We start from the raw sequence: 16,158 nt of genomic DNA, 5'->3' as shown, positions 1-16,158 counted from the left end.
CGTACGGCCTCAGCACAGGATTGGCACATCCGTGCTCCGGGGTTCATGAACGTCCACCGGACAGTCGTTCCGGCGGCACCCAGAACATCGGGCGGCCGGCCGGCGCGAGTGCCCAACAGACTCCGGCCAGGACCATACCGCCCAGCAGGAACACGTAACTCGTCGCCCCCGACGCGAAGATGAAGTCTCCTTGCGGACGGGACGCGGTGAGGGCGAGCACGGCCAGGACCCAGCCGGCCGCCGGAGCCCCCGCCCCGGCGCGCGAACGGGTCAGCAGCGCGCCACCCCAGAACAACGCCGCCGCTCCCGCGAGTGACAGCAACAGGCCCAGCGGTGACCAGCCGGCCTGGATCAGCGAACCGGCGATCCCGCCCAGCGCTCCGAGGACGGCCAGCGCCGCGTATGCCGCGATTTTCATGGTGCCTCTTCCAGACCGGCGAAGACGTCCGTCGCGCCGGGGGGTACGGGGGCGCCCGCCGCCGGCAGGTAGTGCTCGGTCTCCCACAGCGGCTGGGCCAGATCGTTCGACAGGGTGAAGGAGGTGCCGTCGGCAGCCACGGTGATCTGGGTGGCGTGGGCCGCCATCGCCGCCCGCTTGGCCGCCAGCTGGTCGGCCGTGCCGGTCACGGTGATCGCCACCGCCTCCTCGGGCACCACACCGGGCAGATCCGCCAGGGCGGCCGTCCTCGCGGTGCCCCCGAGCGAGGCCAGCCGGCGGGCGGCCTCCCGCTCGGGAAGGCAGTTGTACAGCACCCGCCCGATCCGGTGCTCCCCGGCGGCCAGTTCCGCGCCGCGCAGGGCCACCCGGTGGGCCTGGATGTGGTCGGGGTGCCCGTAACCGCCCTGCGGGTCGTAGGTGATCAGCACGTCCGGGCGGACCTCGGTGATCACCCGCGCCAGCTCCCGGGCCGGCTCGTCGGGGGCGGCGGACCAGAACGCCCCGGGTGCCCGGTTCGTCGCCAGGCCCATCATGCCCGAGTCGCGCCAGCGGCCCGCGCCGCCCAGCAGCCGGTGGTCACGCACGCCGAGGGCCCGCATCGCGGCGGACAGCTCCCGCTCGCGGTACGGGCCCAGGGTGTTGTCGCGGTCGGCGGCCAGGTGCGCCAGCTCCGGCGGGATCACCTCACCCTCCTCGCCGAGGGTGCAGGTGACCACGGTGACCCGGACACCGGCGGCCGCGGCGGCCGCCATGGTGACGCCGTTGCCGATCGACTCGTCGTCGGGGTGCGCGTGCACCAGCAGCAGGGACCTACTCATGCCCCTGAGCTTACGACGCCGTGCCGACAGTCCGGTCAGAAGGAGAGATTGCTGATCATCCCGGCCACACTGGAGGTCACATCATTGATGGTCGGTGCGATGTTCGAGCTGGCGAGATAGAAGCCGAACAGCACACACACCAGGGCGTGGATGCCTTTGAGACCTGCCTTCTTGATCAGCAAGAAGACAATGATCGCGAAGAGCAGCACTGCGGAGACGGAGAGCGCCACCGGGATCACCTCCATGTCGTGACCGGTTCCGGGCAGGGGGAGCGGCCCCTGAGCCGGGGTTGCCCAGAGGAATTCCTACCCATCGTGCGCAACGGATCATAACGATCAGTCAGGCGGCATGACGCGGTGCACAGGAGCAGAAGAGGGGCGCACGCCCCCGTCTCACGATGGCTCGCGCATCACGATGTCGTGCTCCCTGGCAACGGTGGACCCCTCTTCCGGATAGTGGCAGGCGGTCAGATGGCCCGGCCCGTTGCCCTCGATCCGCACCAGCGGGGGCTCCTCGGCGGCACACCGCTCCCGCGCTTTCCAGCAGCGGGTACGGAAGCGGCAGCCCGAGGGCGGGCTGGCCGGGGAGGGGACGTCCCCCGCCAGCCGGATGCGCTCCCGCCGCCCCCGGCCGGCCGGGCCCGCTCCGGCGGCGGCCGGCTCCTCGTCCGACAGGTCCACCTCGGGTACGGCCGACAGCAGGGCGTGCGTGTACGGATGGCGTGGGCGCTCGTAGATCGCCTCCCGGTCACCGACCTCCACGATCCGGCCCAGGTACATCACCGCCACCCGCTGCGAGAAGTGCCGCACCACCGCCAGGTCGTGCGCGATGAACAGGAACGCGATGCCCAGCTCGCGCTGCACCCGGCGCAGCAGATTCACCACCTGCGCCTGGATGGACACGTCCAGGGCGGAGACCGGCTCGTCCGCGATGATCAGCTTCGGCTCCAGGGCCAGCGCCCGGGCCACCCCGATGCGCTGCCGCTGCCCGCCGGAGAACTCGTGCGGGAAGCGGTTGTAGTGCTCGGGGTTCAGGCCGACCGTCTCCAGCAGCTCCCGTACCCGTGCCTCCCGCCCCCCGGGAGGGACGAGGCCGTTGATCTCCATCGGTCCGCCGATGATGGTGCCCACCGTCTGCCGGGGGTTCAGCGAGGAGTACGGGTCCTGGAAGATCATCTGGATCTCGGAGCGCACCGGCGCCATCGCGCGCCGCCCGGCCGAGGTGATGTCGCGGCCCCGGTAGGTGATGGTGCCCGCCGTCGGGTCCAGCAGCCGCGCCAGCAGCCGCCCGGTGGTGGACTTGCCGCAGCCCGACTCGCCGACCAGGCCGAAACTCTCGCCCGCGTGCACGGTGAAGTCGAGGCCGTCCACCGCCCGGACCGCACCCACGGTGCGGCGGAAGGGGAAGCCGCCCTTGACCGGGAAGTGCTTGGTCAGCCCCTCGACGGTCATCAGGGGGGCGCCGGTTTCCGCGCTCATCGGCTCTGTCCTTCCAGGCGGGGTCGTACGCGTGCGTCGAACAGCGTGCGCCGCTGCCCGTCGTCCAGGTGGCAGGCCGCCCCGCGCCCGGGCGGCAGCGCGGGCCGCTCGCCCGTGCAGCGGTCGGCGGGCGTCACCGCGTCGCGGTGGGCGCAGCGCGGCGCGAACGGGCAGCCGTCCGGGGGGCTGAGCAGGGAGGGTGGGGAGCCGGGGATCGGCAGCAACTCCTGCTCGGTGTCGCCGCCGAGGCGCGGCATGGAGCCCAGCAGCCCCCAGGTGTACGGGTGCTGGGGCCGCCGCAGGACCTCCCGCACGGTGCCGCGCTCCACGGCCCGGCCCGCGTACATCACCAGGACATCGTCGCTGACCTGCGAGACCACCCCCAGGTCGTGGGTGATCAGGATGATCGCGGAGCCGAACTCCTGCTGGAGGTCGAGCAGCAGATCCAGGATCTGCGCCTGGACGGTGACGTCCAGCGCGGTGGTCGGCTCGTCGGCGATCAGCAGATCGGGGTCGCACACCAGCGCCATCGCGATCATCGCGCGCTGCCGCATGCCGCCGGAGAACTGGTGCGGATAGTCGTCCACCCGCTTCCGCGGGTGCGGGATGCCGACCTTGCCGAGCATCTCGATGGCCCGCTCGCGCGCCTCGCGCTTGCCGGCGCCCCGGTGCTTGCGGAACGGCTCGGCGATCTGCCGGCCGATCGTGTAGTAGGGGGAGAGCGCGGTGAGCGGGTCCTGGAAGATCATCGCGGCCCTGTTGCCGCGCAGCCGCTGCAACTGCCGTTCCCCGGCGCCGGTCAGCTCCTGTCCGTCCAGCTCGATCTCGCCGCCGATGGTGGCGGTGCGCGGGTTGTGCAGCCCCAGGATCGCCTGGTTGGCGACCGACTTGCCGGACCCCGATTCACCGACGATGCCCAGCGTCCGGCCGCGCTCCAGCTCGAAGGAGAGCCCGTCCACGGCCTTGACCACGCCGTCCTCGGTGCCGAAGTGCACGCGCAGATCGCGTACCGACAGATAGCTCACGGATGGCTCCCGGCTCCTAGGACAGCCGCACGCGCGGGTCGATGAGGGCGTAGGCGGCGTCGACGATGATGTTGAAGACGACGATCATGAGGGCGGCGAACAGCATCACCCCCATCAGCATGGGGAGGTTGGACTTGGTGACCGAATCGACGGCGAGCCGGCCCAGGCCCGGGAGCGCGAACGTGTACTCGGTGACCATCGCCCCGCCGAACAGCGAGCCCATGTCCACGCCGATGATCGTGACGATGGGGATCAGCGAGCCGCGCCAGGCGTACCGGAAGAACACGGTGGGCCGGGACATGCCCTTGGCCCGCGCGGTGCGCACGTGTTCCTCCTGGAGCTGTTCGATGAGGGTGGCCCGCGCCATGCGGGTGTAGTTCGCGGTGAAGATGGTGGACAGCACCAGCCAGGGCAGCAGCAGCCCCTTCAGCCAGCCCAGCGGGTCCTCGGTGAGGGGCACGTACTGGGGCTGCGGCAGAAGCTGCGTCTGGTAGACGAACAGCGCCAGGGCGAGCGGGCCCAGGAAGTAGATCTGCATCGAGGAGAGCACCAGCGAGGTGGAGCTCATCACCTTGTCCAGCAGCGTGCCGCGCCGCCAGGCGGCCAGCATGCCCAGGCCCAGGCCCAGCACCAGGAAGACGACCGCGCCGCCGAGGGTGAGCGAGACGGTGGTGGGCAGCCGGTCCAGGATGGTGTCCAGGACCGGGCGGTTGTCGGCGAAGGAGAAGCCGAGACAGGGCGCGGGGCAGGGCCCGGCGGCGAAGTCACGGCCGGCGAAGATGCCGACCATGTACTCCCAGTACTGCACGGGGACGGGCTGGTCGATGCCCAGGTTCCGCTCCACGATGGCCAGCTGGTCGGGGGTGCAGACCTTGCCGCAGGCGAGCAGCGCGGGGTTGCGGGGGATCGCGTAGAAGAGGAAGAAGGTGACGGCGCTGATGATCAGCAGGATGGCGACGGCACCCAGCGAGCGCCGGAAGAGGAATCGGAGCATCTGGTAGGCAGCTTTCGGTGACAGCCGGCGCCGGGGCCGGCGACCGGAGGCGCGCACCCCGGGTGGGTGGGCGCCCCGGCCGCCGGCGGCCGATCGCGTCGCGGGTCAGTCCTGGACGACGAACAGGCGGTGCATGTCGACGGTGCTGAAGTCGTTGTTGAAGACCGCGCCGCCGATCCGCGACCCGTGCAGGATGTTCTGCTTGTAGTAGAAGAGCGGGACGCCCGGCAGGTCCTCCTCCAGAATCCGCTGCTGGAGCGCGAACCAGGCGGTGGCCGCCTCCTCGGCGTCCGACAGCAGCAGGATCCGGTCGATCTCCTCGTTGATGTAGTCCTGGTTGATGTGGCTGTAGTTGGACGCGCCGTCCTGGATGGTGCGGCCGTCGTACTGCGCCGGGATCACCGTGGCGGCCGACAGCCAGTCATGGCCCCAGTTGCTGCGGTAGATGTCGTAGCCGTTGTCGACCTGCCCGATGGTGTCGTAGTACTGCTCGGTGGGGACCTCGCTGCGGTTGACCTCGAAGCCGGCCGTCTCCAGGGCGTCGGCGATGGCCACCGCCGCCTGCTGGTCCTCGGGGGCCACGTGGTGCAGGTAGTTCAGCTCGTAGCCGACCGCGTCGGCCTCCTCCAGCAGTTCCCTGGCCCGCTCGGTGTCGCCCTGCGGCAGGGCGAGCTTGCCGTACGGGTCGTAGCCCTCCTCGTAGCCGGGCAGCAGCGGGGAGATGAAGCCGCCCGCGTAGTCGCCGCCGATGGCGCCGCCGTACGCGTTGAGCACCCCGTTGAGCGGCACGGCGTGGGCGATGGCCTCGCGGACGCGCTTGTCGGGCACCGTCTCCTGGTTGATGACGAGGGAGGCCACGAACACCTGGTAGCCGCTGACCAGCCGCTCCTGGACGGCCGGGTCCTGGACGACCTCGGCCGATCCGGCGTCGATGCCGTTGTTGAAGCTGATGGCGTACTGGTTGTCGCCGTTGTCCGCGACGAGGCGGCCGGTGGAGTCGTCCTGGCTGTGGCCGAAGGTGATCTCGTACCGGTCCGGGTAGGCGTTGCGCGCGGCGTCCGTCTCCGGCACCCAGTGCTCGTTGCGGGTGAGCGTCATGGAGCGCCCGGGGCGGAAGTCCTCGATCTGGTACGGGCCGGAGGTCAGCGGGTCCTGGTCGTACCGCTCCTGGGTGTCGCCCTCCAGCGAGACGGCGAAGTAGCCGGGCTGGGTCAGCGCGTACGGCAGGTCGTTCTGCGGCTGGGCGAAGTGGAAGACGATGGTCTTCTCGTCCGGGGTCTCCAGCACGGTGTCCGGCAGGTGGTCGCCCTCGTACGGGCCGCCGGGCAGCAGCTCGCGGTAGCCGGCGCCCTCGGCGTCGGCCAGCCAGGACTGGATGAACGTCGGGCCCTGCGTGATGAAGTCCGCGAACTGGCGCTCGAAGGTGTGCCGGATGTCGGCAGAGGTGATCGGGCTGCCGTCGTTGAAGTAGATGTCGTCCTTGAGGGTGTATGTCCAGGTGCGGCCCTCGTCGGCGACGGTGCCCGCGTCGGTGGCGAGGTCGCCGACCACCGCGTACGTGCCGTCGTTGTGCAGCCGGGTGGTGGTCAGGCCGCGGTGCAGCAGCCGGGCGATGGTCATCTCGTGCGCGACGTAGACCTGCGCCGGGTCGAGGTGGTCGGGGGAGGTCTCCTGGAGGACCCGGATGGTGCCGCCGGGCTGCGCGCCCGGTACTTCCTCGGCCGGTCCCGTCGAGCCGGCCGCGTCGGCGAACTCGATGGTCTGGAGGGTCTCGGGGCCGGGGTCCTTGCCGCCGTCCCCGTTGTCCGCGCCGCCCCCGCCGCCGCTGCTGCACGCGCTGAGGACCAGGGCACCGGCCAGGGCGAGGGAGGCGGCCACGGTGCCCCGCCCGGTTATGGATCTGCGTCGCGTCGAGATGGTCATGGCTGTGGTCGCACCTCACTGGGTCAGCGGTCGGACTTCGGGTCGAAGGCGTCCCGGACGGAGTCCCCGAGCAGGTTGAAGGCGACCACGAAGATCACCATCGCGATGCCGGGGAAGAACATGTAGGTGATGTCGCTCTTGTAGACCCGGGCGCCGGTGGCGAACATCCGGCCCCAGTCGGGGGTGGGTTCGGTCATCCCGACCCCGAGGTAGGAGAGCGCGGCGGCGGTGGTGACGAAGCTGGGCAGCATGTAGGTCGTCTGCACCAGGGTCGGGGAGACCACGTTGGGCAGCAGTTCCTTGCGGATGATGCGCCAGGGGGAGGCGCCGGAGACCTTGGCGGCCTCCACGAACTCCCGGTCGCGCAGGGAGAGGGTGGCCCCGCGCAGAATGCGGGCGAGGGTCATCCAGCCGAGGATCCACAGCACCACGACGACCGACACCACCCGTATGTAGGTGGGGGTTTCCTGCCGCGGGTCGACGAACAGGCTGGTGACGATGGGGAGGAAGGCGACGAAGAACAGCTGGTTGGGAAAGGCCATCAGCAGATCGATGAGCCGGCTGATGGCGTAGTCCCACTTGCCGCCGAGATATCCGGCGGCGATGCCCAGCACGATCGCGGTGACGGTGGCCAGGACGGTGACGGCCAGCGCGATGAACAGCGAGGTGCGGATGCCGTACACGAGCTGGGTGAGAACGTCGCGGCCCATGAGGGGTTCGAGTCCGAACCAGAACTCGCCGTCGATACCGCCATTGGGCTTGACCGGATAGCCGTACTCATTGAGCAGGGTCGGATCGATCTGGCCGTAACGGGTGTACGGGTCCTTGCCGTACAGCCAGGAGATGACCGGTGCCAGCAGCCCGATCGCGAAGAAGAGCAGGACGACACAGGCGGCGGTGACCCCGACCTTGTCGCGGCGGAAACGGCGCCACATCAGCTGTCCCGGGGAGCGCCCGGTCAGCTCGGATTCGGCAGCGGCAACGGCAGCCTTCGACTGACCCGCCATCACATGACTTCCCCCCGCCCGGAATCAATACGCGTGTAGAGCGGGACTGTCGCAAGGTCGGCATGGGCTCGTCAAGAGAAAGCAATGGTATAAACCTATGATGATAATTCGGGGGATCATCTTTATGCGGATGGGTGGGGCGGCCCCCTTGACTGCACTTTCCTCTTCCGGAAATGTGCCGAAAAATAGCTACCGTTGGCTTAACACGTCAGCAACCTGCCGGACCCGGCACCGATATGCGGACGCCCCAGACTGTGGCGGTACGGCCGTGCGGGTGCCGTAGCCCGGGGCGGCGCGGCGTTGACGACCGTGCCGCCCCGGGTGCCCGCGCCCACCGCGCGCGGGACCGTCTCGCGGCCGTCGCCCCTCAGGGCGCCGTGCGGTAGTGGTAGTGGTGGTGATCCGTGAAGCCGAGCCGGTCATACACCGCGCGGGCCGCGCTGTTACCGGTCTCCACCTGGAGATACGCCGCGCTCGCACCCTCCGCCAGCGCCGTCCGGGCCAGCTCGGCCATCAGTGCCGTCGCCAGCCCCCGCCGCCGGTGGGCGGCGCCCACCTCCACCGCCGCGAACCCGGCCCAGCGGCCGTCCACCACGCACCGCGCCACCGCGGCCCCCGGCACCGTGGCGAACCACACCGAGGGGCCGCCGGTCAGCACCTCCCGCACCGTGTCCGGGGCCTCCCGGTGCCGGGGATAGCCCGCCAGCCAGGTGCCGGACAGCTCCCGGTGCACCTGGACGCGGGCATCCGGCTCCCGGTCCGCCAGCGGGGCCAGCGGAGCCACCCGCAGCAGGGCGAACTTCTCCGCCCGCCAGCCGGCCCGCTCCAGCGCGGCGTCCAGCAGTTCATCGCTGTCGCCCGCGCCCGTCGTCACCTGGAGCCGGGCGGGCAGCCCGCGCGCCGCGTACCACTCCCGGATCCGGTCCACCTCCGGCGCCCCGGGGCCAACCCGGTACGCCGAGTTCGCGCGCGCCGTCCACCCGGCCGCGGCGTTCAGCCGCCAGTCCCCGACCCGCTCCGTCTCCACCCCCGGCCAGCCGCGCCCGGCGACGCCGACCAGCTCCGCGACACCCGCCGCAGGAGTGCCCCGGCGGCGCGCCGGGGCGGCGGGGACGGTCTTTCCGGCCACCACGGTGGCCTCTTCGTGCCGGATCATCTCCCCGTTCCGCCGTGTGATGCTCAGCACGCCTCCGGCCCAGGACGTCAGTACTCCCACGGTGTCGGTGAACCGGGCCGATCCCTCACCCTGGGTGGCGATCGTCCGAACAGAGACGCGTTTCCCCACGTCATCCGGGGTGATGTGGACCTCCAGGCGTCCGCCCATGGTGAACTCCACCGTCTTGTCCGCCCCTCGGATTACTTCTTGTCCGTTCGACCCGCGATACTAGAGGGTGAGCATCGACGACGCCGCGCTCCCGCGCGCCCAGCGGCTGATTGCCGCCCCTTACCGAGGAGGACTGACAGCGTGACCTACGTCATCGCGCAGCCGTGTGTCGACCTGAAGGACAAGGCATGCATCGAGGAATGCCCGGTCGACTGCATTTACGAGGGCCAGCGCTCCTTGTACATCCACCCGGATGAGTGCGTCGACTGCGGTGCCTGCGAGCCGGTGTGCCCCGTCGAGGCGATCTTCTACGAGGACGACACCCCGGAGGAGTGGAAGGACTTCTACAAGGCCAACGTGGAGTTCTTCGACGAGCTGGGTTCGCCCGGTGGCGCCAGCAAGCTGGGGCTCATCGAGCGCGACCACCCCATCATCGCCGCGCTGCCCCCGCAGGAGCACGACGAGTGAGACGGTGAACGAGCCGTCGTACAACTCGTACACCTGACGTCCGGTCCCGCGCGGCAGCACCAGCCGTGCGGGACCGTCGCGTTCCCCCCAGAAAGTGAGCCACCCCCGTGCCGTCCCTCTTCGCCCGGCTGCCCGCCTTCCCCTGGGACAGCCTGGAGCCGTACAAGGCCACCGCCGCCGCACACCCCGGCGGCATCGTCGACCTGTCGGTCGGCACCCCGGTGGACCCGGTGCCGGAGCTGGTCCGGGAGGCGCTGACGGCCGCCGCCAACAGCCCCGGCTACCCCACGGTGTGGGGTACCACGGCGCTGCGCGAGGCCATCCTCGGCTGGCTGGCCCGCCGGACGAAGGCGGCCGGCCTGGACCATGCCAACGTGCTGCCGGTGGTCGGCTCCAAGGAACTGGTGGCCTGGCTGCCGACCCAGCTGGGGCTCGGCCCGGGCGACAAGGTGGCGTACCCGCAGCCCGCGTACCCCACCTACGAGGTGGGCGCCCGGCTGGCCGGCGCCGAACCGGTGCCCTACACCGGGTCCGTCACCGAGCTGGATCCGGCCGGTCTGAAGCTGGTCTGGCTGAACTCCCCGGGGAACCCGAGCGGCCGGGTGCTGGGCGTGGACGAGCTGCGGGCCGCGGTGGCCTGGGCGCGCGAGCACGGGGTACTGCTGCTGAGCGACGAGTGCTACCTGGAACTGGGCTGGGAGGCCGAGCCGGTCTCGGTGCTCGACCCGGCGGTGTGCGGCGGCCCGGTGGACGGGCTGATCGCGGTGCACTCGCTGTCCAAGCGCTCCAACCTGGCCGGCTACCGGGCGGCGTTCCTGGCCGGGGACGCCACGGTGCTGGGCGAGCTGCTCCAGATCCGCAAGCACGGCGGGATGATGCTGCCGGCCCCGGTGCAGGCCGCCATGGCGGTGGCGCTGGGGGACGACGCGCATGTGGCCGTCCAGCGGGAGCGGTACGCGGCGCGGCGCTCGGCGCTGCGGGCGGCGCTGGAGGGGCGCGGCTTCCGGATCGAGCACAGCGAGGCGTCGCTGTACCTGTGGGCGACGCGGGACGAGCCGTGCTGGGAGACGGTGGCGGGCCTGGCCGAGGACGGGATCCTGGTGGCCCCCGGCGCGTTCTACGGAGAGCCGGGCGAACACTTCGTGCGGGTCGCCTTCACCGCAACGGATGAGAGAGTCGCGGAGGCAGTGCGGCGTCTGGGATAGCCGTGTTGGTCCGCCCCGGCCGGTGGCTGGGGTGGGGGTCCCCCCCGGCCGGAGGCTGGGGGAGGGTGGCGCAGGCCGTGCGGCGCTTGGCCTGAGGTTCGTCCGACGGATGGCGCCGGGCGGACCGCGGTGGTCCGCCCGGTGCGGTGGGTGCGGCTCCGACCGGGTGACGGAGGGAGCCGCGCGGCGGTGGGACACCGCGTGCGCGTGCCGGTGCCGCCAGACTGCCCAGGGCCTGCCCGTCACCACGCCTTCCGGGGAGCCCTCATGTCCCAGCCGGATGCCTTCCTGGCCGTGTGCGGCCACACCCACCTCTTCCCCGGCGTGCGCTGCCGCGTCCAGGGGCTCCCGGACGTCCGGGCCTTCGCGGCGCTCCCGTGGCCGCTGGACCTGATGCTGCGGTTCTCCGACGATGTGGTCACCGAGGCGGAGCTGCACACCGGTGACCCGCTGGGCCCCGCGCTCACCGTCCAGGCGCACACCACCGGCGCCGGCACCGAGATCGACGGCCGTACCTGGGTGATCCGGGAGGTCCGCCGGGCGGGCAGCGAGATCGAGCTGACGCTCGGCGGCCGTACCGGCTTGTGAGCACAGCCGTGAGCCCCCGGGGCGGGAGATACCCCGGGGGCTCAGGTGTGCGTCGGGAGCCGGATCAGCCGATGGGCAGGCCGCCGAGCAGCTGGGTGGCGGAGGTGGGGTTGACCGGGGCGGCGGAGGTGAGGGTCTTGCCGAGCGCGCCGGCGCCCTCGGTGGCGACCTCGGCGGCCAGTTCGCCGACGACCTGCTGGGCGGCCGGGACGGTGCCCTGGATGGCGGTGTTGGCGGTCTCGCCGAGGGCCGGGAGCGTACGGTTCTCCTCGCCGGTCAGCCCGCCCGCGGTCTTGGTGACGCCCTCGACCGTGTTGCCCAGGGTGGCCGGGTCCAGGTTGGTGATCCCGTTCAGTTCCCCGTTGGTGGGCAGCCCCAGGGCGCTGGCCTGGCCGGCGGCGCCGACGAGGGGAGCGGCCGCCGCGAGGACGATCGCGGCCTTGGTCACACGGCGCTGGAGGGGGTTGGACATGATGCTCCTTCTGGCGAGAAGTGGTGCGTTGTGGTGCGTTGCCGTGCCTATCGCTTGGAAGGGCTTGGAGGTTGCGGTCTCGCCAGGTAAAGGATTGTTAATGCGTCGCATGATCATTTCGGCGCAAAAACGCTTCAGCAGCGGGTCATTGCAGCGTGGCCAGGGCGAACAGGCCCGGGCCGAAGGTGATCAGCAGCGGCAGTAAGGGCGCGAGGCCCGCCGCCGTGGCGGCCGTACGACGTCGTGCGGGGGTCAGCCGTACGGGCGGTTCGAGCAGCCGTGCCACCCGATCGCCGAGCTGCCGCCGGCTGGAGGCGCAGGACAGGACGCCCCGGTGCTCGTTCAGCTCGATCAGGGCCAGCGCCGTATCGAGGTGCCCGCAGCGGCGTGAGGCGGTGTCGTCGGCGGCGAGTTCGACCAGCCGGTGGGTCTGCTCGCAGAAGTGCGCGAACAGCGGAACCCGCGGGAAGCCGCTCGCCAGGGCACTGGACAACTGGAGCAGCCAGTCGTGCCGGGCCCTGGCGTGACCGCGTTCATGGGCGAGCACGGCGTCGAGCCGCCGCCCGGTGAGCCGCCGCAGCGCCCCCGTGGTGATCACCAGCTGGCCGGTGCCGGGCAGCCACCAGGCGTCCGGGTACTCGTCCTCCAGCACCAGCAGCGGACCGGGCGCGGCGGGCAGCAGCTCGGCCGGGAGATCGGGGGCGCGCTCGCGCAGCCGGGCGCGGCGCACCGCCCGTAGCCGGTAGGCGTCGGTGATCTCGCGGGCCAGCATGGCGGCGGTCCAGGCCGCGCCGCAGGCCAGCAGCAGGGTGAGGGCGGCCGTCCAGGTGGAGACCTCGTGCAGGTCGTACGCGGCGGTGACGGCCTCGGGCGCGGGGGCGAACACCTGCGCCCGTACGGTGTCGAACACGGCCGCCGCGCCCAGCAGCAGCGCCGCCAGGCAGCACAACAGCACGGTGCCGACCAGGCATTGCCACACCCACAGGGCCACCACCGGTTCCCGGCCCGGCCAGGTGGCACGGGTCAGCGCGCGCGGCAGCAGCACCGCGGCGCTCAGGGCGGTGGCCGTGAGCAGGAGGAGACTGAGGCTCACTCCGCGGGGTCCCCCTTCGTGACCAGGTGCCCGGTCGTTCCGGCGAGTTCGCCGTCGAGTATCTCGGTGGTGCTGAGGGTCGGGGCGGGCCGGGACAGCAGCCGGGCGGTGAGGGCGGCGCCGCCCACCAGGACCACCGTAGCGATGAGGAGGGTCGCCGTATAGCCATGGTCGAAAGCCCGGTGGGCCGCCGACAGCAGCGCGCCGGCCGTTGTGCCGTCCGGGAGTTCACCGGCGGCGGCGATGGCCTGGTCCAGGCCCTCCCGCGCGGAGTCCGGGGCGTCGGCGGGCAGCCGTACGGTCGCGGTGTACAGCGCGCTGAGCATGCTGCCCAGGATCGCGACGCCGGACAGCGAGCCCAGCTCGTAGGAGACTTCCTCGACCGAGGCGGCCATACCGGCCCGGTGCGCGGGGGCGTTGCCGATGATGGCGGCCGAGGCGGCGGTCATCGCCAGACCCGATCCGGCGCCCACCACCACGAGGCCGGGCGTGATCCAGGCCGAGTGGTCCGGGTGCAGGGACAGGAACGGCACCATCTCGGGGGTCAGGGCAAGGGTCAGCAGGGCACCGGCGCCGGTGAGGAGCAGTCCGCCGGCGATCAGCGGGCGGGTGCCGACGCGGTGCAGCACGGCGCCGCCGATGATGCCGGCGGGCAGCGCGCCCACGGCCAGGGCCGCCACCAGTATCCCGGCCTCCAGTGGGGTCAGGCCGAGGACGAGCTGGAGGCGCTGGGTGAGCACCAGCTGGATCCCGGCGTCCGCGAACATCGCCAGACCGGCCGCCGCGATGCCGGCCATGATGCGCGGGTCGCGCAGCAGCGCGAAGTCGATCAGCGGGTGCGCCATGCCGCGCTGGCGGCGGACGAACAGCAGGAAGCCGGCGGCGGCGGCCAGCAGGGCGAGCACGACGTGCAGGGGCTGCGGGTCCGGCTTGGTGATCTCCTTGATCGCGTACACGACGCCGATCAGGCCGACCATGATCTGGGTGGAGGCGAGCAGGTCCCAGGGCTTGTCGGGGTTGCCGGAGCCGCCCGGGGCGAGGAAGGTGGCCGCCACCAGGGCGATCAGCACCACCGGGACGTTGATCAGGAAGACCGAGCCCCACCAGAAGTGCTCCAGCAGCAGCCCGCCCACGATCGGGCCGAGCGCCATGCCGAGGACGGACATGGTGCCCCACACGCCGATGGCGATGCCGCGTTCGCGCTCGTCCTCGAAGGTGATGCGGATGAGGGAGAGGGTGGCGGGCATCATCGCGGCGGCGCCGACCGCCAGGAAGGCGCGGGCGCCGATCAGGACCGCGGCGTTGGGCGCGAAGGCGGCCAGGACGGAGGCCGTGCCGAACAGGACCAGGCCGATCAGGAACATCCGCTTGTGGCCGATGCGGTCGCCCAGTGTGCCGGCCCCCAGCAGCAGGCCGGCCATCACCAGGGGGTAGGCGTTGATGATCCACAGCTTCTGGGAGGCATCGGCCGACAGTTCTTCGGTCAGCGTCGGCAGAGCGGTGTACAGGACGGTCATGTCCACCGCGATCAGCAGCAGTCCCGCCGATACGGTCACCAGCATCCACCAGCGCCTGGCGCTGTGCACGTCGTTCTCCTGTCGTTCACGGGGGTCGGGGTCGGGGTCGGGGTGGGGGCGGGGCGGGGCGGCCCGGGGCCGGGCGGCGGTCAGCCGGCGGCGGGATCGCTCAGCTCGGTGATCCGCCGCACCAGGGCCGCCTTGAGGGGGGCGGGCAGCGCGGCGCCGGTGGTGGCCTCGTACAGCCACATGCCGTCGGACGCCATCCGGGCCAGCAGCAGATCGAGGTCCGCCGGGTCCTCCACGTGCTCGGGCAGCGGCGCCCAGCGGTGCATGAGTTCGTCCCACAGCTGGGAGAGCGCGGGCTGGGCCACGGATTCGAGCATGAAGGTCAGGTCGGCCTTGCTGGCGGTGTGGGCCGCGCCCTCGATGGTGTAGGCGACGGTGGTCTCCCGGGTGGTCGCCTGTGCCTGCGGTTTGCCGAGGGTGTCCGCCAGCCGTTCCTCCCACTGCGTGATCAGGTGTTTCTGGATGGCGATCAGCAGTTCTTCGCGGCTGGGGAAGTGGTACATCAGGCCGGCCTTGGTCACCCCGGCCTCGCGGGCGGCGGCGTCCAGGGTCAGGCCCGTGATGCCGTCGCGCTCGGTGACGCGGATGGCGGCGTCCAGGATCAGATGGCGGGAGCTGGGTCGCATGCTCATAACTTTACCATCCGGAAGGTAAAGTTACGCAGGCGTGCGGGACGGCGACGGCCGGACCCCGGCGGGGCCCGGCCGTCACCCGGTCATTCCGTCTCCGACGTCTCCGATGTCTCCGCCCCGGACCCCGGGGCCCCCGAGGTCTCCGGCGTCCCGTCCCCCGCGGGCGGACCGGGCAGAATGCTCAGCACCAGCTCGTCGCCGGTACGGGCGCCCCCGGCCCCCTCCAGGGCCGCGTCGGAACGCTCCTCGGCCTCCCGCCAGCCCTCCGTGGACCGCTTGGCCTCCCACACCCGGTTGCCCAGCTCGATCCGCTCGATCCCCAGCTCGGCCGCATGCGCCACCGACCAGTGCGCCAGCTCCCAGCCGCGCTGCGTGTTCTCCACCGGGGCGAGGCCCACCGTCACCAGCGCGCCGTCCCCGTCGACCGGCACCTGATCGCCGAACTCCGCCCGGATCCGGTCGCCCACCTCCACGGGCGGGAAGGGGGACACCCCCTCCTCGCCCACCGTGCAGTTCAGCGCGGCCGGCGAACGGCCGGTGAACGCGGCGGCCAGCAGCGCCGCCCGCGGCTCGTGCTTCGCGTACTCGTCGGGGAAGGCGCTGCGCTGCACCTCCTGCGCGGCGACGGTCAGCGGCTTCGTCAGATAGTCCGGGATCTCGACCAGGTGGTCGTAGAACTGCCCGGCCGAGTACACCGGATCCATGATCTCCTCCACCGTGCCCCAGCCCTGGCTGGGGCGCTGCTGGAACAGACCCACCGAATCCCGGTCCCCGTAGTCGATGTTGTAGAGACTGGACTCCTGCATCGCGGTCGCGATCGCTATCGTGATCGCCCGCTCCGGCAATCCGCGTGCGGTGCCGACGGCCTGGATCGTGGCGGCGTTCGCGGCCTGCTGCGGGCGCATGGTGAACGAGGCGGTCTCCCCCTCGCCCGCCACCGTGCAGTGCGGGGGCTGGGCCGGGCCGGGCGAGGACGTGAACTGGATCACGCCATAGCCGGCCACGGCCGACAGAACCAGGACGGCGGACCCGCCGCGGACCAGCCTGCGACGTCGGGAAGAAGCGGTGGGTTCGGGCACGCGCATACGGTAACGGGTCTCGTCACC

The 16,158-nt window shown here is 71.6% G+C and carries 17 protein-coding genes; 3 read left to right on the top strand and 14 right to left on the bottom strand.

What is annotated here, in order from left to right; translation table 11 throughout:
- Positions 1 to 43: 43 nt before the first annotated feature.
- The 9 genes from H7827_RS09460 to H7827_RS09420 form a co-directional block, all read right to left on the bottom strand.
- Positions 44 to 418 (bottom strand): DUF6113 family protein, encoded by a 375-nt coding sequence (locus H7827_RS09460; protein WP_200364708.1) that lies wholly within the window; start codon positions 416 to 418, stop codon positions 44 to 46.
- Positions 415 to 1,296, bottom strand: a complete 882-nt coding sequence (gene mshB / locus H7827_RS09455) for an N-acetyl-1-D-myo-inositol-2-amino-2-deoxy-alpha-D-glucopyranoside deacetylase (RefSeq protein ID WP_432747965.1) — start codon at positions 1,294 to 1,296, stop codon at positions 415 to 417. The genes H7827_RS09460 and mshB overlap by 4 nt, the downstream gene beginning before the upstream one ends.
- Positions 1,293 to 1,487, bottom strand: a complete 195-nt coding sequence (locus tag H7827_RS09450; RefSeq protein ID WP_026047610.1) for a hypothetical protein — start codon at positions 1,485 to 1,487, stop codon at positions 1,293 to 1,295. Before H7827_RS09450 ends, mshB begins: the two co-directional genes overlap by 4 nt.
- A gap of 162 nt (positions 1,488 to 1,649) precedes the next feature.
- Positions 1,650 to 2,735, bottom strand: a complete 1,086-nt coding sequence (locus H7827_RS09445; RefSeq protein WP_432744126.1) for an ABC transporter ATP-binding protein — start codon at positions 2,733 to 2,735, stop codon at positions 1,650 to 1,652.
- Positions 2,732 to 3,760 carry an ABC transporter ATP-binding protein gene (locus tag H7827_RS09440; RefSeq protein ID WP_432744124.1) on the bottom strand — a complete coding sequence of 343 codons (1,029 nt, stop codon included), beginning with the start codon at positions 3,758 to 3,760 and terminating at the stop codon, positions 2,732 to 2,734. The genes H7827_RS09445 and H7827_RS09440 overlap by 4 nt, the downstream gene beginning before the upstream one ends.
- Positions 3,761 to 3,776: 16 nt before the next feature.
- Complete coding sequence (locus H7827_RS09435; protein WP_030737391.1) at positions 3,777 to 4,754, bottom strand: ABC transporter permease; 978 nt, start codon at positions 4,752 to 4,754, stop codon at positions 3,777 to 3,779.
- A 105-nt stretch (positions 4,755 to 4,859) separates the two neighbouring features.
- Positions 4,860 to 6,677 carry an ABC transporter substrate-binding protein gene (locus H7827_RS09430; RefSeq protein ID WP_432744122.1) on the bottom strand — a complete coding sequence of 606 codons (1,818 nt, stop codon included), beginning with the start codon at positions 6,675 to 6,677 and terminating at the stop codon, positions 4,860 to 4,862.
- Between the two features lie 23 nt (positions 6,678 to 6,700).
- Entirely contained in the window at positions 6,701 to 7,684 is a 984-nt protein-coding gene (locus tag H7827_RS09425) for an ABC transporter permease (protein ID WP_234389709.1), read from the bottom strand.
- Between the two features lie 367 nt (positions 7,685 to 8,051).
- Positions 8,052 to 9,020 (bottom strand): GNAT family N-acetyltransferase, encoded by a 969-nt coding sequence (locus H7827_RS09420; protein WP_432744119.1) that lies wholly within the window; start codon positions 9,018 to 9,020, stop codon positions 8,052 to 8,054.
- Positions 9,021 to 9,149: 129 nt separating this feature from the next.
- On the opposite strand from H7827_RS09420, the gene fdxA reads away from it, so the two are divergent.
- The 3 genes from fdxA (at position 9,150) to H7827_RS09405 (ending at position 11,269) form a co-directional block, all read left to right on the top strand.
- Positions 9,150 to 9,476, top strand: coding sequence for a ferredoxin (gene fdxA / locus H7827_RS09415; protein WP_143647393.1), 327 nt, complete (start codon positions 9,150 to 9,152; stop codon positions 9,474 to 9,476).
- 107 nt (positions 9,477 to 9,583) lie between these two features.
- Positions 9,584 to 10,681, top strand: a complete 1,098-nt coding sequence (gene dapC, locus H7827_RS09410) for a succinyldiaminopimelate transaminase (RefSeq protein ID WP_432744117.1) — start codon at positions 9,584 to 9,586, stop codon at positions 10,679 to 10,681.
- 267 nt (positions 10,682 to 10,948) lie between these two features.
- Positions 10,949 to 11,269 (top strand): hypothetical protein, encoded by a 321-nt coding sequence (locus H7827_RS09405; protein WP_432744115.1) that lies wholly within the window; start codon positions 10,949 to 10,951, stop codon positions 11,267 to 11,269.
- A 64-nt stretch (positions 11,270 to 11,333) separates the two neighbouring features.
- Here H7827_RS09405 and H7827_RS09400 read toward each other — a convergent pair whose 3' ends face one another.
- From H7827_RS09400 to H7827_RS09380, 5 genes are all read right to left on the bottom strand, one after another.
- Complete coding sequence (locus H7827_RS09400; protein ID WP_019434884.1) at positions 11,334 to 11,741, bottom strand: hypothetical protein; 408 nt, start codon at positions 11,739 to 11,741, stop codon at positions 11,334 to 11,336.
- A 145-nt stretch (positions 11,742 to 11,886) separates the two neighbouring features.
- Positions 11,887 to 12,834 (bottom strand): M56 family metallopeptidase, encoded by a 948-nt coding sequence (locus H7827_RS09395; RefSeq protein WP_030737374.1) that lies wholly within the window; start codon positions 12,832 to 12,834, stop codon positions 11,887 to 11,889.
- A complete protein-coding gene (locus H7827_RS09390; protein WP_432747963.1) occupies positions 12,831 to 14,396 on the bottom strand; it encodes an MFS transporter in 1,566 nt (521 codons plus the stop codon). The genes H7827_RS09395 and H7827_RS09390 overlap by 4 nt, the downstream gene beginning before the upstream one ends.
- Before the next feature lie 104 nt (positions 14,397 to 14,500).
- On the bottom strand, positions 14,501 to 15,046 hold the full coding sequence (locus H7827_RS09385; RefSeq protein WP_432744112.1) for a TetR/AcrR family transcriptional regulator: 546 nt from the start codon (positions 15,044 to 15,046) through the stop codon (positions 14,501 to 14,503).
- Between the two features lie 89 nt (positions 15,047 to 15,135).
- Complete coding sequence (locus H7827_RS09380; RefSeq protein WP_432744110.1) at positions 15,136 to 16,137, bottom strand: hypothetical protein; 1,002 nt, start codon at positions 16,135 to 16,137, stop codon at positions 15,136 to 15,138.
- Positions 16,138 to 16,158: the final 21 nt, after the last annotated feature.

It is taken from the genome of Streptomyces sp. JH002 (assembly GCF_050916115.1).
GTDB lineage: Bacteria > Actinomycetota > Actinomycetes > Streptomycetales > Streptomycetaceae > Streptomyces > Streptomyces xiamenensis.
Note: the sequence above shows the minus strand (reverse complement) of the source record. Positions and strands in the feature narration are given on the sequence as shown.

What these genes read in the sequence shown, in the direction of transcription:
- H7827_RS09425 (WP_234389709.1), bottom strand. Translation starts at nt 7,684, where the DNA reads ATGGCGGGTCAGTCGAAGGCTGCCGTTGCCGCTGCCGAATCCGAGCTG.
- H7827_RS09390 (WP_432747963.1), bottom strand. Translation starts at nt 14,396, where the DNA reads ATGCTGGTGACCGTATCGGCGGGACTGCTGCTGATCGCGGTGGACATG.
- H7827_RS09430 (WP_432744122.1), bottom strand. Translation starts at nt 6,677, where the DNA reads ATGACCATCTCGACGCGACGCAGATCCATAACCGGGCGGGGCACCGTG.
- H7827_RS09385 (WP_432744112.1), bottom strand. Translation starts at nt 15,046, where the DNA reads ATGCGACCCAGCTCCCGCCATCTGATCCTGGACGCCGCCATCCGCGTC.
- H7827_RS09400 (WP_019434884.1), bottom strand. Translation starts at nt 11,741, where the DNA reads ATGTCCAACCCCCTCCAGCGCCGTGTGACCAAGGCCGCGATCGTCCTC.
- H7827_RS09445 (WP_432744126.1), bottom strand. Translation starts at nt 2,735, where the DNA reads ATGAGCGCGGAAACCGGCGCCCCCCTGATGACCGTCGAGGGGCTGACC.
- H7827_RS09380 (WP_432744110.1), bottom strand. Translation starts at nt 16,137, where the DNA reads ATGCGCGTGCCCGAACCCACCGCTTCTTCCCGACGTCGCAGGCTGGTC.
- H7827_RS09435 (WP_030737391.1), bottom strand. Translation starts at nt 4,754, where the DNA reads ATGCTCCGATTCCTCTTCCGGCGCTCGCTGGGTGCCGTCGCCATCCTG.
- H7827_RS09460 (WP_200364708.1), bottom strand. Translation starts at nt 418, where the DNA reads ATGAAAATCGCGGCATACGCGGCGCTGGCCGTCCTCGGAGCGCTGGGC.
- H7827_RS09405 (WP_432744115.1), top strand. Translation starts at nt 10,949, where the DNA reads ATGTCCCAGCCGGATGCCTTCCTGGCCGTGTGCGGCCACACCCACCTC.